Origin of the sequence: Variovorax sp. JS1663, assembly GCF_002157355.1 — a bacterium.
GTDB lineage: Bacteria > Pseudomonadota > Gammaproteobacteria > Burkholderiales > Burkholderiaceae_C > Variovorax.
The window spans coordinates 150035-166448 of record NZ_LYMK01000010.1 but is presented as its reverse complement, the minus strand read 5'-3'; the positions used below and the strand labels follow the sequence as shown (position 1 = coordinate 166448).

The window sequence follows — 16414 nt, the reverse complement described above, 5'->3', positions numbered from 1 at the left end:
GGGTTGGGGTGGGGGCACGGCGGTCGGCCAGCACGGCGAGCTCAGCCAGTGGGCCGAGCGCCTCGACGTCCAGGTTCGCCCCGCCCTGAAAGCCCTGCACCGCAAGCAGCCCCGACCCGACGTCTCCCACCCGGCCATGGCCGTCAACCTCGACGCCTGCATCCAGTGCAACCGCTGCGTGCGCGCCTGCCGCGAGGAACAGGTCAACGACGTGATCGGCTACGCGATGCGCGGCGCCGACTCGAAGATCGTCTTCGACCTCGACGACCCGATGGGCGACAGCACCTGCGTGGCCTGCGGCGAATGCGTGCAGGCCTGCCCGACCGGCGCGCTGATGCCGAAGACGCGCATCGGCTCGCAGCAGGTCGACCGGAAGATCGACTCGGTCTGCCCCTTCTGCGGCGTGGGCTGCCTGATCACCTACAACGTCAAGGACGAGAAGATCGTCAGCGTCGACGGCCGCGACGGCCCGGCCAACCACGGACGCCTGTGCGTCAAGGGCCGCTTCGGCTTCGACTATGCGCACCACCCGCAGCGCCTGACCGTGCCGCTGATCCGCAAGCCCGGCGTGCCCAAGGACTTCAGCGACGCGCCGCGCCCCGGCGACTGGCACGGCGCCTTCCGCGAGGCCACCTGGGATGAAGCGCTCGCGCTCGCGGCTGGCAAGCTCAAGGACCTGCGTGACACGCACGGCAACAAGGCCCTGGCCGGCTTCGGTTCGGCCAAGGGCAGCAACGAGGAGGCCTACCTGTTCCAGAAGCTGGTGCGCACCGGCTTTCGCAGCAACAACGTCGACCACTGCACGCGGCTGTGCCATGCCTCCAGCGTGGCGGCGCTGCTCGAGGGCGTGGGCTCCGGCGCGGTGAGCAACCAGGTCAACGACGTGGAGCATGCGGACCTGATCTTCGTGATCGGCTCCAACCCCACCGCCAACCACCCGGTGGCCGCCACCTGGATGAAGAACGCGGCCAGGCGCGGCGCGAAGATCGTGCTGGCCGACCCGCGCGTCACCGACATCGGCAAGCACGCCTGGCGCACGCTGCAGTTCAAGGCCGACACCGACGTGGCCATGCTCAACGCGCTGATCCACGCGGTGATCGACGAGGGCCTGGTCGACGAGGCCTTCGTGCGCGATCGCGCGAGCAACTTCGAGGCCCTGCGCGAGAACGTCAAGGGCTACAGCCCCGAGGCGATGGCGCCGATCTGCGGCATCCCGGCCGCGACGCTGCGCGAGGTCGCCCGCGCCTTCGCCACCGCCAAGGGCGCGATGGTGCTGTGGGGCATGGGCATCAGCCAGCACGTGCACGGCACGGACAACGCCCGCTGCCTGATCGCGCTGGTCACCGTCACCGGCCAGATCGGCAAGCCCGGCTCCGGGCTGCATCCGCTGCGCGGCCAGAACAACGTGCAGGGTGCCAGCGACGCGGGGCTGATCCCGATGATGTTCCCCAACTACCAGCGCGTGGACAACGCCGGCGCGCATGCGTGGTTCGAGAACTTCTGGGGCATGCCGCTCGATGCGAAGCCCGGCTACACGGTGGTCGAGATCATGCACAAGGCGCTCGCGCCCGACAGCGATCCGCACAAGATCCGCGGCATGTACATCATGGGCGAGAACCCGGCGATGAGCGACCCGGACCTGAACCACGCGCGCCATGCGCTCGCCAGCCTGGAGCACCTGGTGGTGCAGGACATCTTCATGACCGAGACCGCCTGGCTGGCCGACGTGGTGCTGCCCGCCAGCGCCTGGCCCGAGAAGACCGGCACGGTGAGCAACACGGACCGCATGGTGCAGCTGGGCAAGCGGGCGCTGGATCCGCCGGGCGAGGCGAAGCCCGACCTCTGGATCATTCAGCAGATAGCCCAAAGGATGGGCTTGTCCTGGAACTACGAAGGCGAGGAGTCCGGCGTGGCCGCGGTCTACGAAGAGATGCGCCAGGCCATGCACGCAGTCATCAGCGGCATCAGCTGGGAGCGCCTGCAGCGCGAGTCCAGCGTGACCTACCCCTGCCTGAGCGCGGACGACCCGGGCCAGCCCACCGTGTTCATCGACGACTTCCCGACCGCGGACGGCCGAGTGAAGCTGGTGCCGGCCGACATCATTCCGGCCGACGAGCGGCCCGATGCGCAGTACCCCTTCGTGCTGATCACCGGCCGGCAGCTCGAGCACTGGCACACCGGCAGCATGACGCGCCGCGCGACGGTGCTCGATGCGCTCGAGCCGATGGCCACCGCCTCGATGAACCAGGGCGACCTCGACACGCTGGGCCTGCAGGCCGGCGACGTGATCACCCTGCGCTCGCGCCGCGGCGGGGTGGCGATCCACGTGCGGCGCGACGACGGCACGCCGGCCGGCGCGGTCTTCGTGCCCTTCGCCTACTACGAGGCCGCGGCCAACCTGATGACCAACGCGGCCCTGGACCCGTTCGGCAAGATTCCCGAGTTCAAGTACTGCGCGGTGCAGGTGCTGCGCGGCGGTACGCCGGTGGCGGCGGCAGGTTACGGGACGGGGGCGGTCGCGGCCACGACGGCGCATTGAGGGCTGGCGGCCGCGGTGCTGGTGGCGCTTCTGGCGGGGATCGTGCGAATTTCCACACGGGGGATGAACGGGCACCGAACAGGGCGCATTTAGGCCTTCTGTTTTCGGGCTTCCGGGGGGCGCTTCGCCCCTAAGCTTCATGACAGTTCAATGAATAGCAGGAAAGCAAGGAATGCCCCGACTCATCGTCCTGGCCCGGAACAGCAGCGTGCGGCAGATCAACATCGCAGGTCCCTCCACCACCATCGGCCGTGCCGTGGGCAACCGTGTGTGCATCGACAGCGACAAGGTGAGCCGGCAGCACGCGCTGATCCAGTGGTCGGGCGACCGCTACCTGCTGAGCGATCTGGGCAGCCGCAACGGTAGTTACGTCAACCGCGAGCGGGTGGTTGGCAGCCGGCCGCTGGCCAACGGGGACGCGATCACGCTCGGCGATTGCCAGTTGCGCTTTCTCTACAGCAGCGAGATGCTGCCGGCGACCGAGGCGCTGAGCCTGGTGACCATGACGGGCGAGCTGGAGCACGCCGCCGCCGCGCGGCGGGCGCCCGTCCGGGCCCTGTCTCTCCTTCCCTGAGCGCGCGCGGGCGCCATGTCGCGCCAATGGCCGCGCTGGCATGTCCACGTGCGGCATCGGCTATCGTCGGCCGCATGAACCCGCCTTCCGCCACGGATGAAGACACGGCCCGCCCCGCGCTCGAGGTCGCGGTCGTGATGCGGTGCGAGCGGCTGCACGGCCCCTCGAGCCATTGGCAACCCTGGCGCTGGGCGCTCGAGGACGTGGTGCCCGACGAGCCGGCCTTCGGCAGCGCACCGCGGCTGCTGCAGGAGGACGAGGAAGTGCAGCGCTGGCTGCATCCGGGCTTCAGGGTCGAGCTGTTCCGAGACGACGTCGACGGCTTGCGCCTCAATGCAGAGACGCCGGCGCCGGGCTGGTTCGTGCTGTGGCGGATGGAGGAGGAGGCCGGCATCGCCGCCGAGCCGATCGCGCGGCCGGTGGTCGTGACCCTCAGCTACAGCGAGGCCGGCCGCTGGCTCGATGCGCAGGAAAACGTCGAGCAGGTGCCGGTGCCGCCGGAGGTGGCAGACTGGCTGCGCGCCTATGTGGACCGGCACTACGTGGACGAGCCGCGGCGCCGCAAGCGGCCCGAGAGCTTCAGGTCGCTGGTCGACCGCTTCGGCAATGCGGCCAGCGTGTCGACCGAGAAGAAGCGCGGACGGGGAGCGGGCGATGTCTGAGGGCTTCTTCGAGCGCTGGTCGCGGCGCAAGCAGCAGGTGAGGGAAGGGGAGGTGCCGGAGGAGCCGGAGAAGGTGCTTCCGGCTGCCGCGCCGGTTGCGGAGGGCGCGAGCCCCCATCCCGGCCTTCCCCCGGAGGGGGAAGGAGAAAAGCCGGCGCCGTTGACGCTGGTGGACACCGAGGCGCTCACGCCCGAGTCCGACTTCAAGCCCTTCCTCGCCGGCGACGTCGCGCCGGAGGTCAAGAACGCTGCCCTCAAGAAGCTCTTCGCCGATCCGCGTTTCAACGTGATGGACGGCCTCGACACCTACATCGACGATTATTCGCAATCCACCCCCGTGCCCGAGAGCGTGCTGCGCCAGATGGCCAGCGCGAAATTCATGAAGTTGTTCGAGGCGCAGCCCGACAAAGACCCTGAGAACGATGCAGGCCCGGACGTGGCACAGTCGAACTCCATGGACCCCGTTCCCAGCCAACCGGTTGCCCCCGATGCGCAGCCGGCCAGCCAAGAAGCCGATGACCACCACGCTGATCTGCGACTGCAACAAGACGATGCCCCTGGCGCCGAAGACCCTCGGCGCGGCGCTGGCTGAAACCCTGCCCCTGCATTCGGCCCTGTGCCGCCGCGAGGCGCCCGCCTTCCAGCGCGCCATCCAGTCGGGCGACGAGGTGGTGGTGGCCTGCACGCAGGAGAAGCGCCTGTTCGGCGAGCTGGCGCAGCAAACGCCGCAGGCCGAGTCGCCGATCCGCTTCGTCAACATCCGCGAGACCGGTGGCTGGAGCCGCGACGCCGCACGCGCCATGCCGAAGATCGCCGCGCTGCTGGCGCAGGCACGGCTGCCGGAACCCGAGCCGGTGGCCACCGTCAGCTATGCGAGCCAGGGGCGGCTGCTGATCGTCGGCCCGCTCGACCAGGCGGAGCAGGCCGCGGCGCTGCTGGCCGATGCGATGGACATCACCCTTTTTTCGCGCGGCCCGGGCACGGCGGGCGGTGCGCAGGAGCGGCGCTGGCCGGTGATCGCTGGCCGCATCGACGCGCTGCACGGCTGGCTCGGCGAGTTCCGGCTCGCCTGGACACGCGACAACGCGATCGACCTCGACCTCTGCACCCGCTGCAACGCCTGCCTGGCCGCCTGCCCCGAGCAGGCCATCGGCCTGGACTACCAGATCGACAACGCGACGTGCCGCGCGCACCGCGACTGCGAGCGCGTGTGCACGGCGGCCGGCGCGATCGATTTCAACCGCCTCGGCGAGCCGCACGAGGCCGTCTTCGACCTGGTGCTCGACCTCGGCGAGGCGCCGCTGATCGACTGGCATGCGCCGCCGCAGGGCTACCTGCATGTGCGCGGTGGGCTCGCAGACCCGCAGGCCAGCGCGGCCCTGCTGCGCCTGCGCGGGCTGGTCGGCGAGTTCGAGAAGCCGAAGTTCTTCGACTACAAGCAGAAGCTCTGCGCGCACAGCCGCAACGAGCAGGTCGGGTGCAATGCCTGCGTCGAGGTCTGCTCGGCCCATGCGATCAGCAGCGACCTGGCGCGCCAGCGCGTCGTGGTCGAGCCGCACCTGTGCGTGGGCTGCGGCGCCTGCACGACCGTCTGCCCGACCGGCGCGATGGCCTACGCCTATCCGCATGCGCCCGACCAGGGCACCCGGCTGCGCACGCTGCTGGCCACCTATGCCGCCGCGGGCGGACGCGACGGGGTGCTGCTGCTGTACAGCCAGGAGGGGGGCCGGGCACTGGTCGAGCAACTGGGCCGCGAGGCGCGCCTCGGCCGTGCGCAGGGCGTGCCGGCGCAGGTGATCCCGATCGAGCTCTGGCATGCCGCCAGCACGGGCATCGACCTGTGGCTGAGCGCGCTGGCCTTCGGCGCCTCGCAGGTGGCCGTGCTGGCGACCGGCGAGGAAGCACCCGCCTACCTGGAGGCGCTGCGCGCGCAGATGGCGGTCGCCCAGGCACTGCTGAATGGGTTGGGCTACGCGGGCTCGCATTTGACGCTGGTCGAGGCGGGCACGACCGCCGCGCTCGACGGCGCGCTGGCCGCGCTGCGCGAGGCGCGCGCGCAGACGCCTGCGGCGCCGGCGCGCTTCGCCGTCGGTGCCGAGAAGCGCAGCACGCTGGAGCTCGCGCTCGACCACCTGATCGATGCCGCGCCGGCGCGCCGTGCCGACGAGGCGCTGGCCATCCCGCTGCCGGCCGCCTCGCCCTTCGGTGCGATCGAGGTCGACCGCGACAAGTGCACGATGTGCCTGGCCTGCGTGAGCGCCTGCCCCGCCAGCGCGCTGCAGGACAACCCGAACGCGCCGCAGCTGCGCTTCGTCGAGCGGAACTGCGTGCAGTGCGGCCTGTGCGACAGCACCTGCCCGGAGGACGCGATCACGCTGGTGCCGCGGCTGCTCGTCGCGCCGGAGCGCAGCCTGCCGGTCGTGCTCAACGAGGCCAGGCCGTGGAGCTGCATCCGCTGCGGCAAGCCCTTCGGCACGCAGAAGGCGATCGAGGCCATGCTCGGCCGGCTGGCCGGCCACGCGATGTTCCAGGGCGAGGCGCTGGAGCGGCTCAAGATGTGCGGCGACTGCCGCGTCATCGACATCTACACCGCCACGAACGAACAGAAGATCACCGAGCTATGAGCCTTCCCCCTTCGTCTGCGCTCGATGAGGAGCTCGCGCGTGCCGAGCTCTACGGCCTGCTCGCGCGGCTTTGGTATGCGGCGCCCGATGCGGAGCTGCTGGCAGCCTTCCAGGTCGCGCCGACCGAGGCGCCGGCCGCCGGGGGCTTCCTCGAAGAGCCGTGGCGCCAGTTGGTCGGCGCGGCACGCGGCATCGACGCGCCCGCCGCGCGCGAGGAATACGACGCCCTCTTCGGCGGCATCGGCAAGCCCGAGGTCTACGTGTTCGGCTCGCACTACCTCAGCGGCTTCCTCAACGACAAGCCGCTCGCCCGCCTGCGTGGGGACCTGGCGCGGCTCGGCCTGGCGCGCGACCAGGCGGTGTCCGAGAGCGAAGACCACGTGGCCTGCCTGTTCGAGGTCATGCGCTACCTGATCGCCGGCGAGGACGCGGCCGTGGCCAACCTCACCCAACAGCGGGCCTTCTTCTCGGCGCATCTGCAACCCTGGCTGCCCACCCTCTGCGATGCGGTGGTGCAGCATCCGAAGGCGCGCTTCTATGCCGCGCTGGCCGGCCTGACCCGCGCCTTCGCCGAGGTCGAGGCCCAGGGCTTCGACATGCTGGACTAGCCTCGGGGGCTTTGGGGCACCTCGTTGTCCTGTATTAGGGTCTGGACTAGTATCCAAACATATGTAACTGGTTTCATATCCGGTTTTGACAGAGCCACTCCCGGAGTTCGCATGCAGGACAGCCAATCCGCCGGCCCCCAGCCGGCATCCCGTCGGGGCTTCTTTCTGGGCGCCGCCTCGGTCGGCGCCGCCGCGGCCGCCGTCACGGTGCTGCCACGGGTGGAGGCGCCAGCCACTGCCGCTTCCACGCTCCCACCTGCGCCCGAGAAGGGTGGGGGCTACACGCTGAGCGAACACGTCAAGCGCTACTACCAGAGCACTTCGGCCTGAGGACCCCATGCCATGCTGTTGACCCGCAAATCCAGTGGCGCCGCGCATGAGGGCGCTGCTTCCCGTTCTTCTTCCACCTCGCCCTTCGTCCACAGCCTGCGCCGCGGGCTGGCCGGCGCACTGCCGACCATGGACCGGCGCGCCTTCCTGCGCCGCTCGGGGCTGGGCGTGGGCGTGGGCCTGGCCGCCGGCCAGCTCACCCTGATGCGCAAGGCCGATGCCGCCGAGGGCAGGGCGCCCGCGATCGGCGGGGGCAAGATCGAGGTCCGTCGCACCGTGTGCACCCACTGCTCGGTGGGCTGCGCCGCCGATGCCGTGGTCGAGAACGGTGTCTGGGTGCGCCAGGAGCCGGTGTTCGATTCGCCGCTCAACCTGGGCGCGCACTGTGCCAAGGGCGCCGCGCTGCGCGAGCACGGCCACGGCGAATACCGCCTGCGCTATCCGATGAAGCTGGTGGACGGGAAGTACCAGCGCATCAGCTGGGATCAGGCGCTCGACGAGATCACGGCCAGGCTCAAGGAACTGCGCCAGGCCAGCGGGCCCGACGCCGTGTACTGGATCGGCTCCAGCAAGCACAACAACGAGCAGGCCTACCTCCTGCGCAAGTTCGTCAGCTTCTTCGGCAGCAACAACTGCGACCATCAGGCGCGGATCTGCCACTCGACCACGGTGGCCGGCGTGGCCAACACATGGGGCTACGGCGCCATGACCAATTCGTACAACGACATGCGCAACGCCAGGGTCGCGCTCTACATCGGCTCGAACGCCGCCGAGGCGCACCCGGTGAGCATGCTGCACCTGCTGCACGCCAAGGAGAACGGCTGCAAGGTGATCGTGGTCGATCCGCGCTTCACCCGCACCGCGGCCAAGGCCGACGAGTACGTGCGCATCCGCTCCGGCTCGGACATTCCCTTCCTGTTCGGCGTGCTTCACCACATCTTCAAGAACGGGTGGGAAGACAAGAAGTACATCAACGACCGCGTCTACGGCATGGACGAGGTGCGCGCCGAGGTGATGGCCAAGTGGACGCCCGACAAGGTCGAGGAGGCCTGCGGCGTCAAGGAGGCCCAGGTGCTCAAGGTGGCGACCTGGCTGAACGAGAACCGGCCCGGCACCATCGTCTGGTGCATGGGCCAGACGCAGCACACCATCGGCAACGCCATCGTCCGCGCCTCCTGCATCCTGCAGCTGGCCCTGGGCAACGTGGGCAAGTCGGGCGGCGGCACCAACATCTTCCGCGGGCACGACAACGTGCAGGGCGCGACCGACGTCGGCCCCAATCCCGACTCGCTGCCCGGCTACTACGGCATCGCCGAAGGCGCCTGGCGGCACTTCGCGGCCACCTGGGGCGTGGACTACGAGTGGATCAAGAAGCAGTTCTCGTCGCCCGCGATGATGACCAAGCCGGGCATCACGGTCTCGCGCTGGATCGACGGTGTGCTCGAGAAGAACGAGCTGATCGACCAGGACGCCAACCTGCGCGGCGTCTTCTACTGGGGCCATGCGCCCAACTCGCAGACCCGCGGCCTCGAGATGAAGCGGGCCATGGACAAGCTGGACCTGCTGGTGGTGGTGGACCCGTACCCCTCGGCCACCGCGGCCATGGCCGCCATGCCGGGGCGGCCGGAGGACCAGAATCCCAAGCGCGCGGTCTACCTGCTGCCGGCCTGCACGCAGTTCGAGACCAGCGGCTCGGTCACCGCCTCCAACCGCTCGCTGCAATGGCGCGAGAAGGTCATCGAGCCGCTGTGGGAAAGCCGCAGCGACCACATGATCATGCAGCAGTTCGCCGATCGGCTCGGCTTCGGCAAGGAGCTCAGCAAGAACTACCGCATGCAGAAGGTCAACGGGATGGACGAACCCATCCCCGACGACATCCTGCGCGAGATCAACAAGTGCACCTGGACCATCGGCTACACCGGCCAGAGCCCCGAGCGCCTGCAGGCCCACATGCGCAACATGGGCGCCTTCGACGTGCGCACGCTGCGCGCCAGGTCCGGCAAGGACAAGGTCAACGGCTACGACCTCACGGGCGACTACTTCGGCCTGCCCTGGCCCTGCTACGGCACCCCCGAGCTCAAGCACCCGGGCAGCGCCAACCTCTACGACACCTCCAGGCACGTGATGGACGGCGGCGGCAACTTCCGCGCCAACTTCGGCGTGGAGCGCAATGGCAAGAATCTGCTGGCCGAGGACGGCTCGTGCTCGCTGGGCGCGGAGATCACCACCGGCTACCCGGAGCTGGACCACATGCTGCTCAAGAAGCTGGGTTGGTGGGACGAGCTCACCGACGCCGAGAAGGCCAAGGCCGAGGGCAAGAACTGGAAGACCGACTCCTCGGGCGGGATGATCCGGGTGTTCATGAAGAACCACGGCTGCCACCCCTTCGGCAACGCCAAGGCACGGGCAGTGGTGTGGAACTTCCCCGATGCGATCCCGCAGCACCGCGAGCCGCTCTACGGCACGCGGCCGGACCTCATGGCCAAGTACCCCACGCACGACGACAAGATGGCCTTCTGGCGCCTGCCCACCCTCTACAAGAGCGTGCAGCAGAAGAACATCGCGGACAAGGTGGCGGAGAAGTTCCCGTACATCATGACCTCGGGCCGGCTGGTCGAGTACGAGGGCGGCGGCGAGGAGACGCGCTCCAACCCCTGGCTGGCCGAACTGCAGCAGGAGATGTTCATCGAGATCAATCCCAAGGTGGCGGCCGAGAAGAACATCCGCAACGGCGAGCGCGCCTGGGTGCACACGCCCACCGGCGCCAAGCTCAACGTGCAGGCGCTGGTCACCGAGCGGGTGGGGCCGGACACGGTCTTCATGCCCTTCCATTTCTCCGGCCACTGGCAGGGCGCGGACATGCTGCCCTACTACCCGGCGGGCGCGGCGCCGGTGGTGCGCGGCGAGGCGATCAACACCTCGACCACCTACGGCTACGACAGCGTGACCATGATGCAAGAGACGAAGACGACCGTCTGCAACATCGAGAAAGCTTGAGGGGCACTGAATGGCAAGAATGAAGTTTGTCTGCGACGCCGAGCGCTGCATCGAGTGCAACGGCTGCGTCACGGCCTGCAAGAACGAGAACGAGGTGCCCTGGGGCGTCAACCGGCGCCGCGTGGTCACCCTGAACGACGGTGTGCCGGGCGAGAAGTCGATCTCGGTGGCCTGCATGCACTGCTCCGACGCGCCCTGCATGGCGGTGTGCCCGGTGCAGTGCTTCTACCGCACCGAGGAAGGCGTGGTGTTGCACGACAAGGACGTCTGCATCGGCTGCGGCTACTGCTCCTACGCCTGCCCCTTCGGCGCGCCGCAGTTCCCGTCGAAGGGCACCTTCGGCGCGCGCGGCAAGATGGACAAGTGCACCTTCTGCGCCGGAGGCCCCGAGGCCAACGGCTCGCAGGCCGAGTTCGAGAAGTACGGCCGCAACCGCCTGGCCGAGGGCAAGCTTCCGGCCTGCGCCGAGATGTGCTCCACCAAGGCCCTGCTGGCCGGCGACGGCGACGTGGTGGCCGACATCTTCCGCACCCGCGTGCTGCATCGCGGCAAGGGCGCCGAGGTCTGGGGCTGGGGCACGGCCTACGGCTCGCAGCAGGCCGGCACGCCGACCAACGGGGGCACCAAGTGAGGCGCGCCGCACGTCTGGCGGCGATGGTGGCGGTCGCCGCGCTGCTCGCGGCCTGTGGCGAGAAGCCGCAGACCAACGCGGAGGGTGTGAAGCTCGATGCCGCACCCTGGACAGGCACCGGCACGAAGGCCGACACCGGCACCGCCTTCACCGCCTCTGGTTGGAAGGTGGGCGACAAGGGCGCTTGGGAGCAGCAGCTCAAGACCCGTGCGCAGAACGGCCAGAACGACTACACCCGCGACAACTGAGCGCGATGGAGGCGGCATGAACAAAGCCCTGCATGCGCTGGTCCTCGCGGCCGGCCTCGCCTGCGGCATCGCCGCGGCCCAGGCGCAAGGTCCGGCCGCCGGCGGCGCCGTCACCGAGGCACCGCCGGCGCCTGCCGCAGCGCCCGCGCCGGGTGGCATCAAGAGCCAGAACATCTTCGAGGTCAAGCCCGAGGCCAGCGCCGACCCGAACTACCTGGCGCAGAGCAACGGCGAGCGTCAGAAGGTGCAGCCCGGCAACAACGCGCCGATGTGGCGCCAGGTGGGGCAGGGCGTGACCGGCTACAGCAGCCTCCCGCATGCGCAGGCGCCCGAGGCCGGCAACCTGATCCAGCCCTTCGTGCAGTACCCGGGCTCGCGTTTCACCAATGCCGGCGAAGCCTGGCGCCAGGTGCGCAACGACTGGATCATTCCCTATGGGGCGGCCCTGCTTTTCGTCGTCGTTCTGGCGATCGCGATCTACTACTTCACCCACGGAGCGATCCGGCTGCACGGCGCCGAGACAGGCCGCAGGATCGAGCGCTTCACGCCCTTCGAGCGCGCTACCCATTGGTCCAATGCGATTGCCTTCGTCACGCTGGCCGTCTCGGGCCTGGTGATGGCCTTCGGCAAGTTCTTCCTCTTGCCGGTGATCGGCGCGGCGCTGTTCGGCTGGCTGACCTACGCCCTGAAGACCGTCCACAACTTCGTGGGGCCGCTGTTCGTGGTGACGCTGGTGCTGATGTTCATCACCTTCGTGCGCGACAACCTGCCGCGGGCCTACGACCTGAAATGGGTGATGAAGGCGGGTGGCCTCTTCGGGCGCAGCCACGAGCCCCCTTCGCACCGCTTCAATGCCGGCGAGAAGGTGGTGTTCTGGGGCGGCGTGCTGGTGCTGGGCAGCATCGTGGCCGGCTCCGGCCTGTTCCTCGACAAGCTGCTCCCCGGCTTCGTCTATACGCGGGGCGAGATGCAGATCGCCCACATGATCCACGCGGTGGCGACCATCCTGATGATGGCGATGATCCTGGGCCACATCTACATCGGTACCCTCGGCATGAACGGCGCCTACGATGCGATGCGCCACGGCTACGTGGACGAGACCTGGGCGCGCGAACATCATGCGTACTGGTACGAGGACGTGGCCGCCGGCAAGATCCCCGCGCAGCGCAGCCAGGAGGCGCGGGCGGGCGCCACGGTCGGCAGCGTCCGGGTCGAAGGAAATCCCTCATGAAGAAGATCGTCATCGCCTGTGGCCTGGTGCTGGCCGGAAGCGCATACGCCAAGCTGCCCGCACCGGCGGCCACGCCCGAGGCCCAGGCCAAGGCGGCCGAGACCGCGGCGCGCACCGCGTGGAGCGGCAAGGTCGAGGCCTACCAGCTCTGCCAGGCGCAGGACAGGGTGGCGGCGCGCTATCGTGCGAGCGCCACCGCCGCCGGCAAGCAGTTGCCGCCGGCCCCCGCGGGGTCCTGCGCCGACCCCGGGCCTTTCGCCTACACGCCGCCGGACCAGAAACCGATCGAGGCCGCGGGCGCTCATTCGCCGCCCGGCACGGCGAGCTCTCCGCCCAGCACGCAGCAGCCGGCCGCAGCGGCGAATCCGACGCCCAAGCAGTGACCCGTGCGCTCCCGCGCCTGAGCTCGGCGCGCGCGCCGCTGACGCGCGAGGTCGAGGTCATCGACGAGCATGGCGAGCGCGGCCTGGTCTCCATCCCCGCCGAGCGCGACCTCACGGTCTACGTCGACCGGCGCGAGCTGGTCACGCTGATGACGCTGGGCGCGCAGCCCGAGCTGCTGGTGCTCGGCTACCTGCTGAACCAGCGGCTGATCGAATCGGCCGCCGACGTCGAGTCGATCACCGTCGACTGGGAGGTCAATGCCGCCGCGGTGAAGACGCATGCCGGCATCGACCGCATCGAGGAGCGCACCGCCAAGAAGGTGGTCACCACCGGCTGCGGCCAGGGCAGCGTGTTCGGCGAGCTGATGGCCGGCATCGAGCGCCTGGAACTGCCCGACACCCGCATGCGGCAGTCGCAGCTCTACGCGCTGGTCAACGCGATCCGGCTCCAGGAGAGCACCTACAAGTCAGCCGGCTCGGTGCACGGCTGCGCCCTGTTCACGCTGGGTGAGGGCGACGACGATGCGCAGATGCGCTGCTTCGTCGAGGACGTGGGGCGGCACAACGCCATCGACACCATCGCCGGCTGGATCGCGATGCAGCCGGCCGGCCAGCTCGAGGGCGGCCGCATTTTCTATACCACCGGCCGCCTGACCAGCGAGATGGTGATCAAGTCGGCGCAGATGGGCGTGGCGATCGTGGTCTCGCGCAGCGGCATGACGCAGATGGGGCACGAGGTCGCGACCAAGGTGGGTCTGTGTGCGATCGGAAGGGCCACGAACAAGCGCTTCGTGTGCTATGCGGGGAGCGATCGGCTGATCCTGCAGCCGGGACTGGCCGGCGCCCGGCTGCCGGCCCGGCCCGACGGCGTCTAAGCCCTTCGGTTGGCCCGGTGCCGCGCCTCGGCTATCGTCGGGCACCATGAACGCCTCCCTCCGCCTCGGCTGGCGCACCCTCTGGCGCGACCTGCGCGCCGGCGAACTGCGCCTTCTCATCGTCGCCGTGCTGCTGGCCGTTGCCGCGCTCACGGCCGTCGGCTTCTTCGCCGACCGGCTCAAGGGCGGCCTGCAGCGCGATGCGCGCCAGCTGATCGGCGGCGACGCGGTGGTCGCGAGCGACAACCCGACGCCTGCCGTCTTCATCGAGCGCGCCCGCGCGCTGGGCTTGCAGACTGCGAGCACCTACGGCTTCCCGACCATGGCGCGCGCCACGGACGAGCAGGGCGGCGCGACCAAGCTGGTCGCGCTCAAGGCGGTGGAGGCGGGCTACCCGCTGCGCGGCAACCTGCAGGTGAGCGCGGCGCCCGCGGGCCCCGGCGCGCCCACGCGCGAGATCCCCGCGCCGGGCGAGGCCTGGGTCGATGCCCCGCTGCTCGAAGGCCTCGCGCTGAAGGTGGGCGACACCGTGCTGCTGGGCGACGCCCGCCTGCGCATCGCGCGCGTGATCACGCTGGAGCCCGACCGCGGCGCCGGCTTCATGAGCTTCGCGCCGCGCGTGATGCTCAACCAGGCCGACGTGCCGCGCACCGGCCTCGTACAGCCGGCCAGTCGCGTGAGCTACCGTTTTGCGGTAGCGGGCGAGGCAGCGGCGGTCAAGCGCTTCAGCGAATGGAGTGACGCACTGCTCAAGAAGGGCGAGCTGCGCGGCGTGCGCCTCGATTCCTTCGAGAGCGGCCGGCCCGAGATGCGCCAGACCCTGGACCGCGCCGAGAAATTCCTCAACCTGGTGGCCCTGCTGGCGGCCCTGCTGTCGGCCGTGGCCGTGGCGCTGGCCGCGCGCGGCTTCGCGACCAATCACCTGGACGACTGCGCCATGCTGCGCGTGCTCGGCCAGAGCCAGCGCACCATCGCGCAGGCCTATGCCTTCGAGTTCGCCCTGATCGGCCTGGCGGCCAGTGCGCTCGGCGTGGCCATCGGCTTCGCCGTGCACTACGTCTTCGTGCTGCTGCTGGCCGGCCTGGTCGAGGCCGCGCTGCCCGCGCCCAGCCTGTGGCCGGTGGCCTTCGGCCTGGGCATGGGGCTGACCCTGCTGTTCGCCTTCGGCCTGCCGCCGGTGCTGCAGCTGGCGCAGGTGCCGCCGCTGCGCGTGATCCGCCGCGACGTGGGCAACCTCAAGCCGGCCTCGATCGCGGTGCTGGCGGTGGGCGTGGCCGGCTTCGCGGCCCTGCTGCTGGCCGCCAGCAGCGACATCAAGCTGGGCCTGATCGCGGTCGGCGGCTTCGCCGGCGCGGTGGCGCTGTTCGCGCTGCTGAGCTGGGCCGCGGTGCTGCTGCTGCGCCGCAGCGTCAACGAAACGACCGCGCCGCGCTGGCTGGTGCTGGCCACGCGCCAGATCTCGGCCCGGCCGGCCTACACGGTGGTGCAGGTCAGCGCGCTGGCCGTGGGCCTGCTGGCGCTGGTGCTGCTGGTGCTGCTGCGCACCGACCTGGTCGCGAGCTGGCGCCGCGCCTCGCCGCCGGATGCGCCCAACCGCTTCGTCATCAACGTCATGCCCGACCAGAGCGAAGCCTTCCGCCAGGCGCTGCAGGCCGGCGGCGTGAAGAAGTACGACTGGTACCCGATGATCCGCGGCCGGCTGGTGGCCATCAACGATCGCCCCGTCTCGCCCGACGACTACACGGAAGACCGGGCGCGGCGCCTGGTGGACCGCGAGTTCAACCTCAGCAACGCCATGGAGCGGCCGTCGCACAACGAGGTGGTGGCCGGCCGCTGGGAGCCGGGCAGGGCGGGCGAGGTCAGCGTCGAGGAGGGCCTGATGGAGACCCTCGGCCTCAAGCTCGGCGACCGCCTGCGCTTCGACGTCGGCGGCCAGCAGAACGATGCCCGCATCACCTCCGTGCGCAAGGTGGACTGGGGCTCCATGCATGCCAACTTCTTCGTGATGTACACGGTCGATTCGCTCGGCGCCGACGTGCCCGTCACCTACATGAGCGCCTTCCGCGCGCCGGACCGCCAGGGCTTCGACAACGCGCTGGTGCGCACCTTCCCCAACGTGACCAACGTGGACATGAGCGCGACCATCGGCCAGGTGCAGCGCGTGCTGGACCAGGTGATCCGGGCGGTGGAGTTCCTGTTCGGCTTTACGCTCGCGGCCGGGCTGGTGGTGCTGTTCGCGGCCGTCACCGCCACGCGCGAGGAGCGGGCGCGCGAGTTCGCGGTGATGCGCGCGGTCGGCGCACGCGGCAGCCTGCTGCGGCAGGTGCAGCGGGCCGAGTTGCTCGGCGTGGGCCTGCTGGCCGGCTTCCTGGCCAGCATCGTGGCGTCCGTGATCGGCTGGGGCCTGGCGCGCTACGTGTTCGATTTCACCTGGACCGCCTCGCCGCTCGTGCCGATCGCCGGCTCGCTGGCGGGCGCCGTGCTGGCGTTGGCGGCCGGGTGGTGGGGGCTGCGCGAGGTGCTGAACAGGCCGGTGGTGGATACCTTGAGGCGCGCAGCGGAATAGGTTCGCACTCAGGCGCACGTCGTGATCCGAGTTGCGCTGTACCCCTAAAGTTGATCACTGCAAGGCGATTTCTCGCGCTTTGTCGCACGGCGCGCGTATTTCCGTCAGCGTGCCTTAGGGTCTCGCCGCCCATGTCCGGGCAGCAA

The 16414-nt window shown here is 69.8% G+C and carries 14 protein-coding genes; all 14 read left to right on the top strand.

Translation table 11 applies throughout. The annotated features are described in order from the left end of the window. On the top strand, positions 1-2539 hold a 2539-nt coding region (gene fdhF / locus A8M77_RS11405), incomplete at its 5' end, for a formate dehydrogenase subunit alpha (protein WP_086921612.1). Between the two features lie 172 nt (positions 2540-2711). Further along, positions 2712-3113, top strand: a complete 402-nt coding sequence (locus A8M77_RS11400; protein WP_086921539.1) for an FHA domain-containing protein — start codon at positions 2712-2714, stop codon at positions 3111-3113. Between the two features lie 74 nt (positions 3114-3187). Beyond that, entirely contained in the window at positions 3188-3775 is a 588-nt protein-coding gene (locus tag A8M77_RS11395; RefSeq protein ID WP_086921540.1) for a DUF3305 domain-containing protein, read from the top strand. Continuing rightward, positions 3768-4367 carry a DUF3306 domain-containing protein gene (locus tag A8M77_RS11390; RefSeq protein ID WP_086921541.1) on the top strand — a complete coding sequence of 200 codons (600 nt, stop codon included), beginning with the start codon at positions 3768-3770 and terminating at the stop codon, positions 4365-4367. Before A8M77_RS11395 ends, A8M77_RS11390 begins: the two co-directional genes overlap by 8 nt. Continuing rightward, a complete protein-coding gene (locus A8M77_RS11385; protein WP_238136779.1) occupies positions 4291-6399 on the top strand; it encodes a 4Fe-4S dicluster domain-containing protein in 2109 nt (702 codons plus the stop codon). Before A8M77_RS11390 ends, A8M77_RS11385 begins: the two co-directional genes overlap by 77 nt. Next, positions 6396-7007, top strand: coding sequence for a TorD/DmsD family molecular chaperone (locus A8M77_RS11380; RefSeq protein WP_086921542.1), 612 nt, complete (start codon positions 6396-6398; stop codon positions 7005-7007). Before A8M77_RS11385 ends, A8M77_RS11380 begins: the two co-directional genes overlap by 4 nt. A gap of 111 nt (positions 7008-7118) precedes the next feature. Continuing rightward, positions 7119-7337, top strand: coding sequence for a formate dehydrogenase (locus A8M77_RS11375; protein WP_086921543.1), 219 nt, complete (start codon positions 7119-7121; stop codon positions 7335-7337). Between the two features lie 12 nt (positions 7338-7349). After that, complete coding sequence (locus A8M77_RS11370) at positions 7350-10334, top strand: formate dehydrogenase subunit alpha (protein ID WP_086921544.1); 2985 nt, start codon at positions 7350-7352, stop codon at positions 10332-10334. Positions 10335-10344: 10 nt separating this feature from the next. After that, the gene (fdh3B, locus tag A8M77_RS11365; protein ID WP_086921545.1) at positions 10345-10965 is read left to right on the top strand and encodes a formate dehydrogenase FDH3 subunit beta; all 621 of its coding nucleotides are present in this window, start codon (positions 10345-10347) and stop codon (positions 10963-10965) included. Next, a complete protein-coding gene (locus A8M77_RS11360; RefSeq protein WP_086921546.1) occupies positions 10962-11213 on the top strand; it encodes a hypothetical protein in 252 nt (83 codons plus the stop codon). The genes fdh3B and A8M77_RS11360 overlap by 4 nt, the downstream gene beginning before the upstream one ends. Positions 11214-11229: 16 nt before the next feature. Next, complete coding sequence (locus tag A8M77_RS11355) at positions 11230-12444, top strand: formate dehydrogenase subunit gamma (protein ID WP_086921547.1); 1215 nt, start codon at positions 11230-11232, stop codon at positions 12442-12444. Further along, positions 12441-12827, top strand: coding sequence for a hypothetical protein (locus A8M77_RS11350; RefSeq protein WP_086921548.1), 387 nt, complete (start codon positions 12441-12443; stop codon positions 12825-12827). Before A8M77_RS11355 ends, A8M77_RS11350 begins: the two co-directional genes overlap by 4 nt. Then, on the top strand, positions 12824-13702 hold the full coding sequence (locus tag A8M77_RS11345; protein WP_086921549.1) for a formate dehydrogenase accessory sulfurtransferase FdhD: 879 nt from the start codon (positions 12824-12826) through the stop codon (positions 13700-13702). The genes A8M77_RS11350 and A8M77_RS11345 overlap by 4 nt, the downstream gene beginning before the upstream one ends. A 46-nt stretch (positions 13703-13748) precedes the next feature. Next, on the top strand, positions 13749-16268 hold the full coding sequence (locus tag A8M77_RS11340; protein WP_086921550.1) for an ABC transporter permease: 2520 nt from the start codon (positions 13749-13751) through the stop codon (positions 16266-16268). Positions 16269-16414: the final 146 nt, after the last annotated feature.